Origin of the sequence: Aeromonas sp. QDB56 (assembly GCF_027705505.1) — a bacterium.
Taxonomy (GTDB): domain Bacteria; phylum Pseudomonadota; class Gammaproteobacteria; order Enterobacterales; family Aeromonadaceae; genus Aeromonas; species Aeromonas caviae.
In genome coordinates this window covers 20,084-35,736 of record NZ_JAPDBZ010000010.1, presented here as the reverse complement: position 1 = coordinate 35,736, position 15,653 = coordinate 20,084, and the positions used below count along the sequence as shown (strand labels likewise).

At 60.3% G+C, this 15,653-nt stretch carries 13 protein-coding genes; 2 read left to right on the top strand and 11 right to left on the bottom strand.

The features are described 5' to 3' along the window. Positions 1–2: 2 nt before the first annotated feature. The 11 genes from lpxD to rpsB all read right to left on the bottom strand — a co-directional run bounded on the left by lpxD (position 3) and on the right by rpsB (position 11,743). Entirely contained in the window at positions 3–1,022 is a 1,020-nt protein-coding gene (gene lpxD, locus OKB81_RS03065) for a UDP-3-O-(3-hydroxymyristoyl)glucosamine N-acyltransferase (RefSeq protein WP_039039449.1), read from the bottom strand. A 3-nt stretch (positions 1,023–1,025) separates the two neighbouring features. Then, positions 1,026–1,538 (bottom strand): OmpH family outer membrane protein, encoded by a 513-nt coding sequence (locus OKB81_RS03060; protein ID WP_029313943.1) that lies wholly within the window; start codon positions 1,536–1,538, stop codon positions 1,026–1,028. Between the two features lie 146 nt (positions 1,539–1,684). After that, positions 1,685–4,108: an outer membrane protein assembly factor BamA gene (gene bamA, locus OKB81_RS03055; RefSeq protein ID WP_029313941.1), complete on the bottom strand. Its 2,424-nt coding sequence runs from the start codon at positions 4,106–4,108 to the stop codon at positions 1,685–1,687. A gap of 34 nt (positions 4,109–4,142) precedes the next feature. Beyond that, positions 4,143–5,495: a sigma E protease regulator RseP gene (gene rseP / locus OKB81_RS03050; protein WP_103858159.1), complete on the bottom strand. Its 1,353-nt coding sequence runs from the start codon at positions 5,493–5,495 to the stop codon at positions 4,143–4,145. Between the two features lie 76 nt (positions 5,496–5,571). Continuing rightward, a complete protein-coding gene (gene ispC / locus OKB81_RS03045; RefSeq protein WP_010673409.1) occupies positions 5,572–6,768 on the bottom strand; it encodes a 1-deoxy-D-xylulose-5-phosphate reductoisomerase in 1,197 nt (398 codons plus the stop codon). Positions 6,769–6,835: 67 nt separating this feature from the next. After that, positions 6,836–7,693, bottom strand: coding sequence for a phosphatidate cytidylyltransferase (locus OKB81_RS03040; RefSeq protein WP_039039428.1), 858 nt, complete (start codon positions 7,691–7,693; stop codon positions 6,836–6,838). 27 nt (positions 7,694–7,720) lie between these two features. Continuing rightward, a complete protein-coding gene (gene uppS, locus OKB81_RS03035) occupies positions 7,721–8,497 on the bottom strand; it encodes a polyprenyl diphosphate synthase (RefSeq protein ID WP_039039427.1) in 777 nt (258 codons plus the stop codon). A 72-nt stretch (positions 8,498–8,569) separates the two neighbouring features. Beyond that, positions 8,570–9,127, bottom strand: coding sequence for a ribosome recycling factor (frr, locus tag OKB81_RS03030; RefSeq protein WP_010673406.1), 558 nt, complete (start codon positions 9,125–9,127; stop codon positions 8,570–8,572). A 95-nt stretch (positions 9,128–9,222) separates the two neighbouring features. After that, positions 9,223–9,957 carry a UMP kinase gene (gene pyrH, locus OKB81_RS03025; RefSeq protein ID WP_010673405.1) on the bottom strand — a complete coding sequence of 245 codons (735 nt, stop codon included), beginning with the start codon at positions 9,955–9,957 and terminating at the stop codon, positions 9,223–9,225. Positions 9,958–10,028: 71 nt separating this feature from the next. Next, a complete protein-coding gene (gene tsf, locus OKB81_RS03020; protein ID WP_010673404.1) occupies positions 10,029–10,910 on the bottom strand; it encodes a translation elongation factor Ts in 882 nt (293 codons plus the stop codon). Between the two features lie 104 nt (positions 10,911–11,014). Continuing rightward, complete coding sequence (gene rpsB, locus OKB81_RS03015) at positions 11,015–11,743, bottom strand: 30S ribosomal protein S2 (RefSeq protein WP_010673403.1); 729 nt, start codon at positions 11,741–11,743, stop codon at positions 11,015–11,017. A gap of 358 nt (positions 11,744–12,101) precedes the next feature. Between rpsB and map the strand changes: the two genes are divergently transcribed. Both map and glnD read left to right on the top strand, forming a co-directional pair. Then, entirely contained in the window at positions 12,102–12,890 is a 789-nt protein-coding gene (gene map / locus OKB81_RS03010) for a type I methionyl aminopeptidase (protein WP_010673402.1), read from the top strand. 64 nt (positions 12,891–12,954) lie between these two features. Beyond that, positions 12,955–15,597 carry a bifunctional uridylyltransferase/uridylyl-removing protein GlnD gene (gene glnD / locus OKB81_RS03005; RefSeq protein WP_103858158.1) on the top strand — a complete coding sequence of 881 codons (2,643 nt, stop codon included), beginning with the start codon at positions 12,955–12,957 and terminating at the stop codon, positions 15,595–15,597. Positions 15,598–15,653 lie beyond the last annotated feature (56 nt).

The window sequence follows — 15,653 nt, the reverse complement described above, 5'->3', positions numbered from 1 at the left end:
GATTATTCTTGATCCAGCTTTTTCTCAAGCTTGCTCAACCGCTTGTGCATCTCTTCGATACGCATCACCCGGGCGGCGGTCTTGCGCCACTCTTTATTGGTTTGCAGGGGGATGCCGGAAGAGTAGATACCGGGCTCGGTGATGGGACGCATCACCATGGCCATGCCGGTGACGGTGGCCTGGTCGCAGATCTCCATGTGCCCGTTAAAGACGGAGGCACCACCAATGATACAGTATTTGCCGACCTTGAGACTACCGGCCATCACGGTGGAGCCCGCCACGGCAGTGCCGTAGCCGATCTCGACGTTGTGGGCGATCTGGCACTGGTTGTCGATGATGACGTTGTCAGCGATGCGGGTATCTTCCAGCGCACCGCGGTCGATGGTGGTGCAGGCACCGATCTCGACCCGGTTGCCGATGGTCACGCCACCAAGCTGGGGGATCTTGATCCACTCGCCGCGCTCGTTGGCATAACCGAAACCGTCTGCCCCGATCACGGTGCCGGCCTGTACCAGACAGTCCGTGCCCAGGGTCACGTTGTGATAGAGGGTGACGTTGGCCCACAACCGGGAGCGCGCTCCCAGTCGGGTATCCTTGCCAACGAAACAGCCCGGGCCGATGCGCACATCGTCACCCAGCACGACGCCGGATTCGATCACCGCATTGGCACCGATGGCCACTCTCTCGCCCAGTTGCACGTCAGCCGCGATGACGGCGCTCGGATGGATATCCATGGCCGGCTGCGGGGTGGTGTCCAGCAGTTGGGCAACCCGTGCAAAGCCCACGTAGGGGTCCTTGAGCACCAGGGCGTTGGTGGGGCAAAACGGCAGGTCTGCCTCGGTGATGAGCACGGCAGTGGCCTTGCTCTGCTCCAGAAAATGCCGGTACTTCTTGTTGGACAGGAAGGCTATCTCCCCCTCCCCGGCTTTTTCCAGTGTCGCGACCTTGCGAATTTCCCGGGTCCCATCCCCATGGACCTCGGCCCCCAGTTGCTGGGCCAGCTGTGCGAGAGTGAATGCCATCAATTAGTTGCTCTTGCTAACCTGAGAAATAACCTGGCCGGAGATGTCCAGCTTGCTGGCTGCATAAGGGGCGGCGTTGCGCTCCAGCACCAGATCGTAGCCATTGCTCTTGGCGATGGCGTCAATGGCAGCCTGCACCTTGGTCAGGATCTTGTTGCGCTCTTCGGACTGACGGCGACCGTTGTCCTGTTCAAACGCCTGACGCTTCTGGTTGAATTCCATCTGCAGCTTGGCCAGCTTCTCCTGGCTCTGCTTCTTCTGTTCGGCGCTCATGAAGGCTTCGTCCTTCTTGAACTTCTCGACCAGTGCCTGACCGTCAGACTCCAGCTTCTGCAGTTCACGCATGCGCGGCTCGAACTCGCCCTTCAGCTTCTTGGCAACGGCTTCACGCTGGGGCAGCTTTTGGAAGACTTCGCCCATGTCGACCACGGCAATCTTGGTCTCAGCGAAGGCAGAACCCATGCCGGCAGCCATCAGTGCAAAGCTCAAACCAGCTACTTTCAACGCTTTATTCACACTTACTCCTTGGTCCCTCGGTCGAGGGCTACCTGATTTACCTGATTGTGCAAGCGATCCACGAGATCGTCTTGTTACCTGGTGAGGCACGCAAACGCGCGACCCATCATGCTTCCCCCGCCATGGCGGGGGGGCGTCCGCTCCCCTTAGAAGGTACGGCCGATGTTGAAGGAGAAGACTTCGGTGTCGTCCCCTTCGTATTTCTTGATTGGTCTTGCCAGCACGAACACCAGCGGGCCCATGGGAGAGAGCCACTGCAGCGACAGGCCGGTCGACATCCGGATGTTGCTCGGGTCGGAGTAGTCCATCAGATAGTTGCAACCACTGAAGCAACGGTTCTGATACTGGCTGTAGTCGAAGTGGGTATCCCACACGGAACCGGCGTCGATGAAGAAGCTGGTCCGCAACTGGGGCTGATAGGTCTCGGAGGCAAAGGGCGTCGGCACGATCATTTCCAGCGAGGCCACCGCCAGGGCGTTGCCCCCGACCGAGCTGTCAGTGCCCTGGATGACGTCGTTACCACTCAAGTTGTAGTAGTAGAGCGCCTTCGGACCGACTGTGTTGCTCTTGAAACCACGCAGGGTGTCGAAGCCACCGGCGTAGTAGTTCTCGAAGAACGGCAGAACGTGCTCGTAATCGCCATTGGTGCCGTAGCCATCGCCGTAGGAGGCACGGGCCTTGGCCAGCATGACCCATTTGTGATCGGCATCAAACGGGAAGTAGTGGGCATCTTCTGCGTTGAGCTTGAAGTACTGCAGATCCATGCCGGGCACCGTCACCTTGGCGTTCACCCGCTGGCGGTCACCGGAGGTCGGGAACTGACCCTTGTTGAGGGTGGAGCGGGTCCAGCCGGCGGTGACGTCCACGGTGTTGAACACCATGCGGTTGTCGCCATCCAGATTGCCGTTGTAGACCTTCCAGAACTCGTCCACCTGTACATAGGGGTTGGGCTGGGACAGTTTGTTGTTTTCGTAGCCCAGGCTGAAGTCGAGACGGTTGTTCTCGTTGACCGGGAAGCCGCTGGAGAGACGGAAACCGACGGTGGTGTTCTCGTAGTCCACGATGTTGGCGTCGGCCGCACTGAACTTGTTGTAGTAGAGACGGCCGCCCAGGCTCACCCCGTCCACGGTGAAGTAGGGGTCGTTATAGCTCAGGTCGACGCTCTTGGAGTAGTCGTTGGTGCTGGCGTTGATGCCGATCTTCTTGCCGGTCCCCATGAAGTTGTCCTGCTGCAGACCCGCCTGCAGGCTCAGACCCGACTCGGTGCCGTAGCCGATACCGGCGTTGATGGACCCCGCCGGCTGCTCCTTGACCTTGAAGTCCAGATCGACCTGGTCATCGCTGCCCGGCACCCGCTTGGTGTCAACCTCCGCGGTCTCGAAGAAGCCGAGGCGGTTGAGACGGGTCTTGGACTGCTCGACGTTGTCGGAGGAGAGCCAGGTGCCCTCCATCTGGCGCATCTCGCGACGCAGCACTTCGTCCTTGGTGGTGACGTTGCCGCTGAAGTTGATGTTGCGCACATAGACCCGGGGACCCGGCTCCACGTTGACGATGAGCTCCACTTCCTTGGTCTGGTCGTTGATCTGGGGGAAGGTGACCACTTTCGGATAGGCGTAGCCGTAACGGCCGAGGAACTTGGAGAGCACCTCTTCGGTATGGGTCACCTGACTGGCGGAGTAGACGCTGCCCGCCTCGATGGGGATGAGGCCCTTCATCTCGCCGCCGCGGTCGATGAGGTCGCCCTTGAGCTGGATGCCGGAAACCTTGTACTGCTCCCCTTCCTTGACGTTGAGGGTGACATAGACCCCCTTCTTGTCCGGGGTCATGGAGACCTGGGTGGACTCCTGGGTGAAGCGGATGTAGCCGCGGTCCATGTAGTAGGAGCGCAGCACTTCGATGTCACCGGCCAGCTTCTGCTTCTGGTAGCGCTGATCGCCGGTGAAGTTCCACCAGGGCACGTCGTCCTTGAGGGAGAGCTGGGCCAGCAGCTTCTCTTCCGGGAAGACGTTGTTGCCGACGATGTTGATCTGCTGGATCTTGGCCGCTTCCCCTTCCACGAAGGTGAACTTGAGGTCGACCCGGTTGCGCGGCAGCGGGGTGACGATGGCCTTGACCTTGGCGGAGTACTTGCCCACGCCGTAGTAGAAATCTTCCAGCCCTTTCTCGAGGGAGCTCAGCACGGTGCGATCCAGCGGATCACCCACGCGGATCCCGGAGGATTCCAGGCTCTGGGTCAGTTGCTCTTCCTTGATATCCTTGTTGCCGGAGAACTCGATGCTGGAGATGGTCGGGCGCTCCTTGACTACCACTTGCAGCACCTGACCGTCGCGATAGACCTTGACGTCCTCGAAGTTGCCGGAGGCATAGAGCTTCTTGATGGCGTTCGCCAGGGACACGGAGTCGACGGAATCACCGACCCGCACCGGCAGATTCAACAGGGCGGCACCCAGGGTCACCCGCTGCAGGCCCTCGACCTGAATGTCTTGCACCACAAAAGAGGCCGGGGCAGCCTGAGCCAGGAAGCTGGCCCCCAGCAGGCAACTCAACACCAATGCTTTTTTAACAGCCATTTTGTTCTTATGTGTCCTTGTTGATGCTCTGGCCTCAGAGGCGAGCGAAATCATTAAACAGCGCAATGCCCATCAGTAACATCAGAATGGCGGCGCCTATCCTGAACCCAACTTCCTGAATTTTTTCCGATACCGGCTTGCCGGTGATCGCCTCGATGAGGAAATAGACCAGATGGCCACCATCGAGCACCGGCAGGGGGAACAGGTTGATGATCCCCAGGTTGACGCTGATGAGCGCCAGGAATCCGAGGAAATAGACCAACCCGTAATCGGCGCTGCTGCCGGCCCCCTTGGCGATGGAGATGGGGCCGCTCAGGTTGTCCAAAGAGACAATGCCACCGATCAGCTTGCCTATCATGTCGAAGGTCAGGGTGATCAGGCTCCAGGTCTTCTGGACCCCATGCCACAGGGCTTGCAAAGGCCCATACTGTAACAGAGTTCGATACTCATCCGGTAATGGAACCAGTTGCGGCGACAAGCCCACAAAACCGACCAGCTGGCCCTTCACTTTCTTCCCATCCGGGGTCAGGGTCAGGGTCATCTCGCTTCCCCCGCGCTCCACCGTCACCTGCAGCGGCTGCGCCGGTGACTGCTGGACACGCTCGACAAACTGGGCCCATTCGGTGATGGCCTCTCCATCGACCCCCTTGATGCGATCCCCTATCTGAAGGCCGGCCTTCTCGCTGGCGCTCGACGGTACCACGGCCTCCACCACGGGCAGCACCTTGCCACCGAGGGGCACTATCCCGAGGCTCCCGATGGGTGACTCTTTGTCCGGATCGAATTTCCAACCTGCCAGCTGCAGGGTCTTGTCCACTGCATAGCTGGTGTTGGCCGCCTTGAGCTTGAGCTGGACCGAGTCATCGCCAAGGTGGCTGATGAGGGCGTAGGTGACGCTCTCCCAGTCACCGGTCTCCTCGCCGCCGACGCCGACGATCTCCATGCCTGGCAGGATGCCGGCCTCTGCCACGATGGAGGCGGGACGCACCTCGCCCACCACGGGTTTGACGCTCGGCACCCCTATCATGAACATCAGCCAGAAGGCGAACAGGGCGAACACGAAGTTCGCCATGGGGCCGGCCGCGACGATGGCCATCCGGGCCCAGACGCTCTTGTGGTTGAAGGCCTGCACCTCCTCCCCAGGTTTGAGTGCGTCGACCCGGCCATCCAGCATCTTGACGTAACCGCCAAGGGGGATCAGGGCCAGCACGTATTCGGTGCCATCCTTGCCAAGGCGACGCCAGATGGCCTTGCCAAAGCCGATGGAGAAGCGCTCCACCTTGACGCCGCAACGACGAGCCACCCAGAAGTGGCCAAATTCATGCACCGCCACCAGCAGCCCGAGGGCCACGATGAAGGCGCCGATATTCCACAGAACCCCGCCCATCAGCCGCGTACCCCGCGGTCATGTCCAGTCCTGCGCTCGAGAGCATGGAGAGGGGCTGGCTGCCACCACAGTCCGTTCATACGGCAAGCTCCTTTATCAGTTGCTGGGCACGGGCTCGGGCCGTACCGTCCAGGGCGATGAGATCCGCCAGAGAGCCGGCAGCACTGCTGCCCAGCTCGGCCATGACGGATTCGTTGACTCTGGCAATATCCATAAATCCGATCCGCTCTGCAAGAAAAGCCGCGACGGCCTCCTCGTTGGCGGCATTGAGGGAGGTGGTCGCCCCCTGCCCCTGCTGGCACGCGCTCATGGCCAGCGCCAGACAGGGATAGCGCTCATAGTCGGGCCGGATAAAGCTGAACTCTCCGACACTGAAGAAATCCAAAGGTTCCACACCGGACTCGATCCGTTCCGGATAGGCCAGAGCGTGGGCAATGGGGGTGCACATGTCCGGGTTGCCGAGCTGGGCCAGCACGGAGCCATCCTTGTACTGCACCATGGAGTGAATGACGGACTGGGGGTGAATCACCACCTGGATCTGCTCGGGGGCCGCATTGAACAGCCAGCGCGCCTCGATGTACTCCAGCCCCTTGTTCATCATGGTGGCGGAGTCCACCGAGATCTTGGCCCCCATGGACCAGTTGGGATGGGCAATGGCTTGCGCCGGGGTGACATGGTGCAGTTCACCCACATCGGCATAGCGGAAAGGTCCGCCGGAGCCGGTCAGCAGGATCTTGCTGATCCCCGCCCCGGCCAGATCGCAGAAACCGGGCTGGCGCTGCACGTCGACCGGCAGGCACTGGAAGATGGCGTTGTGTTCGCTGTCGATGGGCAGCAGCTCGGCGCCATGCTCGCGCACCGCCTCCATGAAGAAGGCTCCTGACATCACCAACGCCTCCTTGTTGGCCAGCAGAATGCGCTTGCCGGCGCGCACGGCAGCCATGGTGGGTGCCAGACCCGCCGCACCGACAATGGCCGCCATCACGCTGTGGGCATCGGGGTGAGCAGCCACGTCGCACAGGGCTGCCTGACCGGACAACACCCGGGTGGTGCTGCCGTGGGCCTTGAGCCGACCCGCCAGCTCGCTGGCGGCGCCTTCGTCCACCATGACGGCAAACCGGGGGGAGAATTCGAGACAGTCGCGCAGCATGGCGTCCACGCTGCGGGCAGCGGTCAGCGCCAGCACCTGCCAGCGCCCGGGGTTGTGGCGCAGTACCTTGAGGGTGCTCTGACCGATGGAGCCTGACGCTCCCAGGATCACCAGGTTTTGCATCAAGACTCCTGATTGGGTAACAGACTGATGGAGCGGGACGCTCCCGGGATCATCAGTGCGCGAAACATCAAAACTCCGGGCCGAGCAACAGGTAGCTGAGCAGGAAGACGGGCAGCGCCGCCGTCAGGCTGTCGATGCGATCGAGAATGCCCCCATGGCCCGGCAACAGGGTGCCGGAATCCTTGATGCCGGCTTCCCGCTTGAACATGCTCTCGGCCAGATCGCCGAGCACGGAGGCCAGCACCGCCAGCAGAGAACAGAGCAGCACGGTGCCCATCTTGGCAGGCACGAAGCCCATGAACCAGGTCACGCCGATGGCCAGCAGGCTGGCGGTAAACAGCCCACCCAGCATGCCTTCGATGGTTTTACCCGGGCTCACGGCCGGTGCCAGCTTGTGTTTGCCGAACGCCTTGCCGAAAAAATACGCGCCAGAATCTGCCGCCCAGACCAGTCCCATCACGAACAGCAGGATCCAGGCTCCCATCATGGGGTCGTGGTAGAAGTTGTAACCGCGAATGGCCACCAGGGACCAGAAGAAGGGAACCAGGGTCACCAGACCGAACAGGGATTTGAGCCAGATGGATTCACGCCACAGCCTGGCGCTTTGCGGGTAGCGCAGCACCAGCAGCAGCCCCAGCAGCCACCAGCTGACAGCGGTCCAGAGCACGCCCATCACCAGCGGATGCAGTTGGGGGATCCAGAGTTGCTCCACGGGCACCCAAAACAGGCTGGCCCCCAGCAGCAGACAGAACACCAGCGGCAACCACTGTTGCGGCTGGGCAGTGACGAAGGCACTCCACTCACGGCTGGCCAGCAGAAAGACCAGGGCGGCGAGCAGGGCAAAGAATTTCAACGGCAGAAAAAACAGCGCCCCCAACACCAGGGGTACTAACAGTAATGCGGTAATAATTCGTTGTTTTAGCAAAAGAAACCTCTCTCTTGGGAGCGGGGTTTAGCCGGTCTGTTGCGCGGCGATCAATTCCCGGATCTGTTCACCCGTACACCCGAAGCGACGCTCGCGAGCAACGAAGGAGGCAACTGCCCCACTGAACTCGGCCTCGTCAAAATCGGGCCACAGGACCGGGGTAAAATAGAGTTCGGCATAGGCGAGCTGCCACAGGACAAAGTTGCTGATGCGATGATCCCCGCCAGTGCGGATCAACAGATCCACGGGGGGCAGATCAGCCATGCAGACATGACGACCCAATGCCGCCTCATCGACCGCCTCGGCATCGAGTTCACCCGCAGCCACGGCCCGTGCAAGGGTCCGGGCCGCCTGGGCGATGTCCCACTGACCGCCATAGTTGGCGGCGATATTGAGGGTCAATCCCTGATTGTTGGCGGTCAGGGCCTCGGCCTTGGCGATTTTGGCCTGCAGCCGCTCGCTGAAGCGGGCAGTGTCGCCAATCACCCGAAGGCGAATGCCGTTGCTGTGCAACTTGCTCACCTCGCGACCCAGCACCGTCATGAACAATTCCATCAGGGCGTTGACTTCCCCTTCCGGACGGCGCCAGTTCTCGCTGGAAAACGCAAACAGGGTCAGCGCCTCCATCTTGGCACGGGCGGCAAAGGCCACGGCCTCACGCACGGATTTCACGCCCGCCTTGTGCCCGGAAACCCGCATCTTGCCGCGGTTCTGGGCCCAGCGACCATTGCCATCCATGATGATGGCGACGTGACGGGGCAAGGACGAGCTGGCGCTATCGCCTAGCGCTGCCAAAAGCGACATTCATTTCTCCCACAAAGACAAAAGCGCCGTGCAGGGGCACTACACGGCGCTCGTAATATACCTGTCGGAGGCTTAGATTTCCATTAGCTCCTTTTCCTTCACAACCAGGGCGTCATCCACCAGCTTGATGAAGGTATCGGTCAGCTTCTGGATCTCTTCCTGGGCGCGACGGTCGTCGTCTTCGGAGATCTCTTTCTCTTTCAGCAGGGCTTTCAGGTCGGCGTTGGCATCGCGACGGATGTTGCGAATGGCAACCCGGGCACCTTCGGCTTCGGCACGGACGATCTTGGTCAGATCACGGCGACGCTCTTCGGTCAGCGGCGGCAGCGGCACGCGCAGAGTCTGGCCGTTGCTGGACGGGTTCAGGCCCAGATCGGAGGTCAGGATGGCTTTTTCCACCGCCTGGATCATGGAGCGATCGAAGATGGAGATGGAGAGAGTACGGGCATCTTCTGCCACCACGTTGGCCAACTGCTTCAGAGGAGTGGCAGCACCGTAATACTCCACCTGGATGCCGTCGAGCAGGCTCGGGTGAGCACGGCCGGTACGGATCTTGGACATCTGGGTCTTCAGCGACTCTACGCTTTTGCCCATGCGGTCCTTGGCGTCGTTTTTAATCTCGTTGATCACAGTGGTTTTCCTTTTGGCGAACGAGCCGACGGGCGGCTCGTATCTATCTTGTTGACTGGCGTAATGGACAAGCGAGCCTGGGGCTCACACTTGCCTTACTTGCTGGCCTGGTGGATCAGAGTACCTTCCGGCTCACCCATGATCACGCGGCGCAGCGCGCCCGGTTTGTTCATGTTGAACACCCGGATCGGCAGATCGTGGTCGCGGGCCAGGGTAAAAGCAGCAAGATCCATCACTTTGAGTTCTTTTTCAAGAACTTCATCATAACTCAGTTCCTGATAGAGCACGGCATCCGGGTTCTTGACCGGGTCATCGGTGAACACGCCATCGACCTTGGTGGCTTTCAGCACGACGTCGGCTTCGATCTCGATACCGCGCAGGCAGGCTGCCGAGTCGGTGGTAAAGAAGGGGTTACCGGTACCGGCAGAGAAGATCACCACCTTGCCGGCGCGCAGCTGGCTGATGGCTTCGGCCCAGCTGTAGGAGTCGCAGACCCCTTGCAGGGAGATGGCCGACATCAGGCGGGCATTCACATAAGCACGATGCAGGGCATCACGCATGGCCAGGCCGTTCATGACGGTCGCCAGCATGCCCATGTGGTCACCCACCACGCGATTCATGCCTGCCTTGGCAAGGCCGGCACCACGGAACAGGTTGCCGCCACCGATGACCAGACCGACCTGAACACCCAGCTCAACCAGCTCTTTGATCTCTTGGGCCATCCGTTCCAGCACCGCCGGATCAATGCCGAAACCCTCGGATCCTTGCAGGGCTTCACCACTCAACTTCAGAAGAACACGTCTGTATGCAGGCTTGGGATTGGTACTCATGTCACTGATTCCTGGTCATATAAAGACCGCGACATAAGTCGCGGTCTGGGGAAACGGAAAAACCGGTTCGATTAGGCCTTCTGAGCGGCCGCGATCTGGGCTGCTACTTCAGCAGCGAAGTCGGTCTCTTGCTTCTCGATGCCTTCGCCCACTTCGAAACGGGTGAAGGAAACAACGTCAGCGCCTTCTTTCTTCAGCAGCTCGGCAACGGTCATGGAAGGATCTTTCACGAACGGTTGACCAGTCAGGGAAACCTCACCGGTGAACTTCTTCATGCGGCCTTCAACCATCTTCTCGGCGATCTCTTTCGGCTTGCCGGAGTTGATGGCGATGTCGATCTGGATTTCGCGCTCTTTGGCAACGACTTCGGCAGACACGTCTTCCGGTTTGACGAATTGCGGGCTGTTGGCAGCAACGTGCATGGCCAGATCTTTGGCCAGCTCGTCGGTACCGCCAACCAGCTTGGTGATAACACCGATGCGGGAGCCGTGAACGTAGGTGCCCAGGTTGTCACCTTCAACCAGCATCACGCGACGCAGGTTCATGTTCTCACCGATCTTAGCGATCAGGTTGGTGATGGTCAGCTCGACGGACTCGCCGTTGCCGAAGTCGGCGGCTTTCAGCGCGTCAACGTCAGCGATTTTCTGGGTAGCAGCGATCTCGACGATCTTCTGACCCATGGCCAGGAAACCGGCATCCTTGGAAACGAAGTCAGTCTCGCAGTTCAGCTCGATCATGACGGCAACGTTGCCTTCGGTACGGGCGAAGATCACACCTTCAGCGGCGATACGGCCAGCTTTCTTGGCGGCCTTGGCCTGACCGGATTTACGCATGTTCTCGATAGCCAGCTCGATATCACCGTTGGCTTCTTCCAGCGCTTTTTTGCAATCCATCATGCCAGCGGCGGTGCGCTCGCGCAGTTCTTTTACCAGGGCGGCAGAAATGTTTGCCATGTCCAGTATCCTCGGTCTTGAATTGACAAGAAACAGGGGCCACAAGGGCCCCTGCTAACCAATTACATCAGCTTGGTTAATAAGGGCTTTTCAGTCCTTATCAATTACTCAGCTTCAACGAAGCCATCTTGTTCGGCTTGAACAACGATGTCCTGCTCACGGGCTTCCAGAACGGTGTCAGCAGCAGCGTTCAGGTACAGCTGTACGGCACGGATAGCGTCGTCGTTACCCGGGATGACATAGTCAACGCCGTCCGGGTTGGAGTTGGTATCAACGATGGAAACTACCGGGATACCCAGGTTGTTGGCTTCTTTGATAGCGATGTGCTCGTGGTCGGCATCGACAACGAACAGAACGTCAGGCAGGCCGCCCATGTTCTTGATACCACCCAGGCTCTTCTCCAGCTTTTCCATTTCGCGAGTACGCATCAGCGCCTCTTTCTTGGTCAGCTTGTCGAAGGTACCGTCTTCGCTCTGGGTTTCCAGATCTTTCAGGCGCTTGATGGACTGACGAACGGTTTTCCAGTTGGTCAGCATGCCGCCCAGCCAGCGGTGGTTTACATAGAACTGGTCGCAACGCTCAGCGGCTTCTTTGACGGCTTCAGACGCGGCACGCTTGGTACCTACGAACAGCACCTTGCCTTTCTTGGCAGCTACGGAGCTGATGAAGTTCATGGCATCGTCAAACATCGGAACGGTTTTTTCCAGGTTGATGATGTGAACTTTGCTGCGGGCGCCGAAGATGTAGGACTTCATTTTCGGGTTCCAGTAACGAGTCTGGTGACCGAAGTGAACGCCGGCTTGCAGCATGTCGCGCATAGAAACTTTAGCCATTTTATACCTCTGTATTGGGGTTAGGCCTCCACACATCCCATATAACCGACCCGTTAAGGCACCCCGGCATATGTGTCGATGTGTGTGTGTTGTTGAGTAAGGGTGATGGCATGAGGACACGAGTTCCCCATTCCGGCGCGCTTTATACCATAACTTTGGTCATGACACCACCAGCCCGGGTGCTAAAAATGGATCCCGGACCATGGTGCGACCGCCTGATGACGTTGCGATGACGATCACACTGGAAGTAAACGGGGGTTGGGGATAAAATTTCGCCCTGATTGCAAACGCATCTATTTTTCATTACCTGGTTGTTGGGCATCGGCAGGATGCGCAATCAGGCCCCAAGAGAGATCCCATGTCCATTAAAATCAAGACACCGGAAGAGATTGAAAAAATGCGTGTCGCCGGCCAGCTGGCCGCCGACGTGCTGGTCATGATCGCCCCCCACGTCAAGGCGGGCGTCACCACAGACGAACTGAATACCCTCTGCCACGACTACATCGTCGACGTGCAGCAGGCCATCCCCGCGCCGCTCAATTACCACGGCTTCCCCAAGTCCATCTGCACCTCGGTGAACGATGTCATCTGCCATGGCATCCCGAACCACAAGAAGCTGCGGGAAGGGGACATCATCAATCTGGATATCACCGTCATCAAGGATGGTTATCACGGCGATACCTCCGCCATGTTCATCGTGGGCCAGACCACCCCCCTGCGCCGCCAGCTCTGCAAGGTGGCCCAGGATAGCCTCTATGCCGCCATCAAACGGGTGCGCCCGGGCATGTGCATCACCGAGATCGGCGCCGTCATCCAGCCCATCGTCGAGCAGGCCGGCTTCTCCGTGGTACGCGACTACTGCGGCCATGGCATCGGTGCCGAGTTCCACGAAGAGCCGCAGATCCTGCACTACCGCAACGGCGGCAAGCTGGAGCTGAAAGCGGGCATGTGCTTCACCATCGAGCCCATGGTCAACAGCAAGAAGTACCACTGCAAGGTCAATCCGAAGGATGGCTGGACCGTGACCACCAAAGACGGCGGCGACTCCGCCCAGTGGGAGCACACCCTGCTGGTGACCGAGGATGGCTGCGAGGTCCTGACCCTGCGCCCCGACGACACTATCGAGCGTTTTATCCGCCACGTTTGACATTCAACCCCGGCCGCGCGCCGGGGTTGCTCTTTACCCGGCCCGACCGAGAGTGTGACATGCCATGGATGCCAGCCTGCTTTCTCCCCATCTGCTCCCAGACGATCAGCTCACCCGTGACAACTGCAAGGAGTACCTGAGCCGCTTTCTCGCCTGGCTGCACGAGCGCTTCGACGCCGGTGACAACATCATCGAACTGGTGGCCACCCGCTCCGAATACATGGACGCGCTGCTGACCAGGCTCTGGCACAAGTTCGGCTTCGACAGGACCGAGCTCACCCTGATCGCGGTGGGGGGCTATGGCCGCGGCGAGCTGCACCCCCACTCCGACATCGATCTGCTTATCCTCTATGAAGGGGACGAGCTGGACGAGGTGCTGGGGCTGCGCATCGGCGAGTTCATCACCCTCTTGTGGGATCTCAAGCTGGAAGTGGGGCAGTCGGTGCGCAACGTGGCCGAGTGCATCGAGCAGGGTCGCAACGACATCACGGTTGCCACCAACCTCATCGAGGCCCGTTACATCACGGGTCGCCTGGCGGGATTCGAGCAGTTGCAGGCGGCCACCCAGCCCCAGCACTTCTGGCCGAGCGAAGCCTTCTTTCGTGCCAAACGCGAAGAGCAGGCCCTGCGCCACCAGCAGTTTCTCGGTACCGCCTACAAGCTGGAGCCGGATCTCAAGAACAATCCCGGGGGCCTTCGCGACATCCAGACCCTGGCCTGGGTCGCCCGCCGCCACTTCGGCGCCACCACCCTGTTCGAGATGACCAGCCACGGTTTTCTCAACCGGGCCGAGTACCGGGAATTGCTCGACTGTCAGAATTTCCTGTGGAAGGTGCGCTTCGCCCTGCACATGGCCATCAACAAGGGGGACAACCGTCTCTTGTTCGACCGCCAGCGCACCGTGGCCCAGATGCTGGGGTTCGAGGGCGAGGGCAACGGCCCGGTCGAGCAGATGATGAAGCGCTTCTACCAGACTGTGCGACGGGTGGCCGAACTCAACGAGATGCTGCTGCAACTCTTTGACGAGGCCATTCTCGGCAACACCGCCATGGACGTGCGCCGCATCAGCGACGAATTCCAGCTGCGCGGCCGCCTCATCGATGCGGTGGACTCCGAGCTGTTCGGCCGGGATCCTGCCGCCATCCTGCGACTCTTCTACCAGATAGCCCAGCACCCGGAGATTGCCGGCATCCACTCCGCCACCTTGCGCCAGTTGCGCGAGGCCAGACGCACCCTCAACTGCTGGCTGCAAGATCTACCCGAGTGCCGCCGTCTCTTCATGGCGCTCCTGCGCCACCCCAACGGCATCGGCCAGCCGCTCACCCTGATGCACAAGTACGGGATCCTCGCGGCCTACCTGCCCCAGTGGAACCTCATCGTCGGCCAGATGCAGTTCGACATGTTCCACGCCTACACGGTGGACGAGCACACCCATCGGCTGCTGCAGAACATCCATCGCTTCCCGAATCCAGCCAACCGCCAGACTCACCCGCTCTGCCACGAGGTGTTCACCCAGTTGCGCAAGCCCGAGCTGCTCAGCATCGCCGCCCTCTTCCACGACATCGCCAAGGGCAGGCGTGGCGATCATTCCGAACTCGGGGCCGTGGATGCGCTGGAATTTTGCCAGTTGCACGGGCTGGATCGCTACGAGAGCCGACTGGTCGCCTGGCTGGTGCGCCACCATCTGCTGATGTCGGTCACCGCCCAGCGCCGCGACATCTACGACCCGGACGTGGTCACCGACTTCGCCCAGAAGGTGCGGGATGAATTGCACCTCGACCTGCTCTATTGCCTGACCGTGGCCGACATCTGTGCCACCAACGACAGTCTGTGGAACGACTGGAAGGGCACCCTGCTGCGCGAACTCTACTTCGCCACCCAAAAGGCCCTGCGCCAGGGGTTGGAAAACCCGCCGGACATGCGCCTCAAGATCCGTGAAAACCAGCGCCAGGCCAGGCAGATCCTGACCCAGCGCGAGGTGCCACAGGAGGCGGTCACCGCCCTCTGGAACGACTTCAAGGCCGATTACTTCCTGCGCCACAGCCCGGAGCAGATCGCCTGGCACTGCCGCAAGATCATCGCCCACGGTGACAACCCGGCCCCCCTGGTGCTCATCGGCAAGCATCCCATACGGGGCGGTAGCGAGGTGTTCATCTATTGCCGCGATACCCCCAACCTCTTTGCCACCGTGGCTTCGGCACTGGATCAGAAGAACCTCAGCATCCACGACGCCCAGATCATGAATTCGCGCAACGACTATGTGCTCGACACCTTCATCGTGCTGGAACCGAACGGCGAGCCCATCAGCCCCAACCGTACCGCCACCATCAAGAAGGCGCTGGAGAAAGCCCTTCAGGAGCCGGGCAAGCTGGTCCTGCGCAGCAAGCCCCTGTCTAGACGCCACCGCCAGTTCAGCGTGCCGACCAGGGTGGTCTTCCTGCCCCACAAGGGGGAAAACCGCCACACCCTGCTGGAGCTGACGGCCCTAGACACTCCGGGCCTATTGGCCCGTATCGGTGCCGTGTTCCAGCAGTGCGGCCTCTCCCTCCATGCCGCCAAGATCACCACCATCGGTGAGCGGGTGGAGGACTTCTTCAGCCTCACCACCCTGGCCGGAGAGCCGCTGAACCCGGAGGAGCAACAGGCCCTCGAGGAGAGGCTGGTCAATCAGCTCAACCCCCAGGAACCGGTTGGCGAGAGTGCCTGACACGCTCGGATGAAGCCTCGAAAGAAGCTTTTTGACGTATTGATTCCTCAATCAGA

Excerpts from the sequence above, each read along its gene's own strand:
- uppS (WP_039039427.1), bottom strand. The coding sequence starts at position 8,497 with ATGTCGCTTTTGGCAGCGCTAGGCGATAGCGCCAGCTCGTCCTTGCCC.
- glnD (WP_103858158.1), top strand. The coding sequence starts at position 12,955 with ATGGATGCCAGCCTGCTTTCTCCCCATCTGCTCCCAGACGATCAGCTC.
- pyrH (WP_010673405.1), bottom strand. The coding sequence starts at position 9,957 with ATGAGTACCAATCCCAAGCCTGCATACAGACGTGTTCTTCTGAAGTTG.
- rseP (WP_103858159.1), bottom strand. The coding sequence starts at position 5,495 with ATGGGCGGGGTTCTGTGGAATATCGGCGCCTTCATCGTGGCCCTCGGG.
- ispC (WP_010673409.1), bottom strand. The coding sequence starts at position 6,768 with ATGCAAAACCTGGTGATCCTGGGAGCGTCAGGCTCCATCGGTCAGAGC.
- lpxD (WP_039039449.1), bottom strand. The coding sequence starts at position 1,022 with ATGGCATTCACTCTCGCACAGCTGGCCCAGCAACTGGGGGCCGAGGTC.
- map (WP_010673402.1), top strand. The coding sequence starts at position 12,102 with ATGTCCATTAAAATCAAGACACCGGAAGAGATTGAAAAAATGCGTGTC.
- bamA (WP_029313941.1), bottom strand. The coding sequence starts at position 4,108 with ATGGCTGTTAAAAAAGCATTGGTGTTGAGTTGCCTGCTGGGGGCCAGC.
- tsf (WP_010673404.1), bottom strand. The coding sequence starts at position 10,910 with ATGGCAAACATTTCTGCCGCCCTGGTAAAAGAACTGCGCGAGCGCACC.
- rpsB (WP_010673403.1), bottom strand. The coding sequence starts at position 11,743 with ATGGCTAAAGTTTCTATGCGCGACATGCTGCAAGCCGGCGTTCACTTC.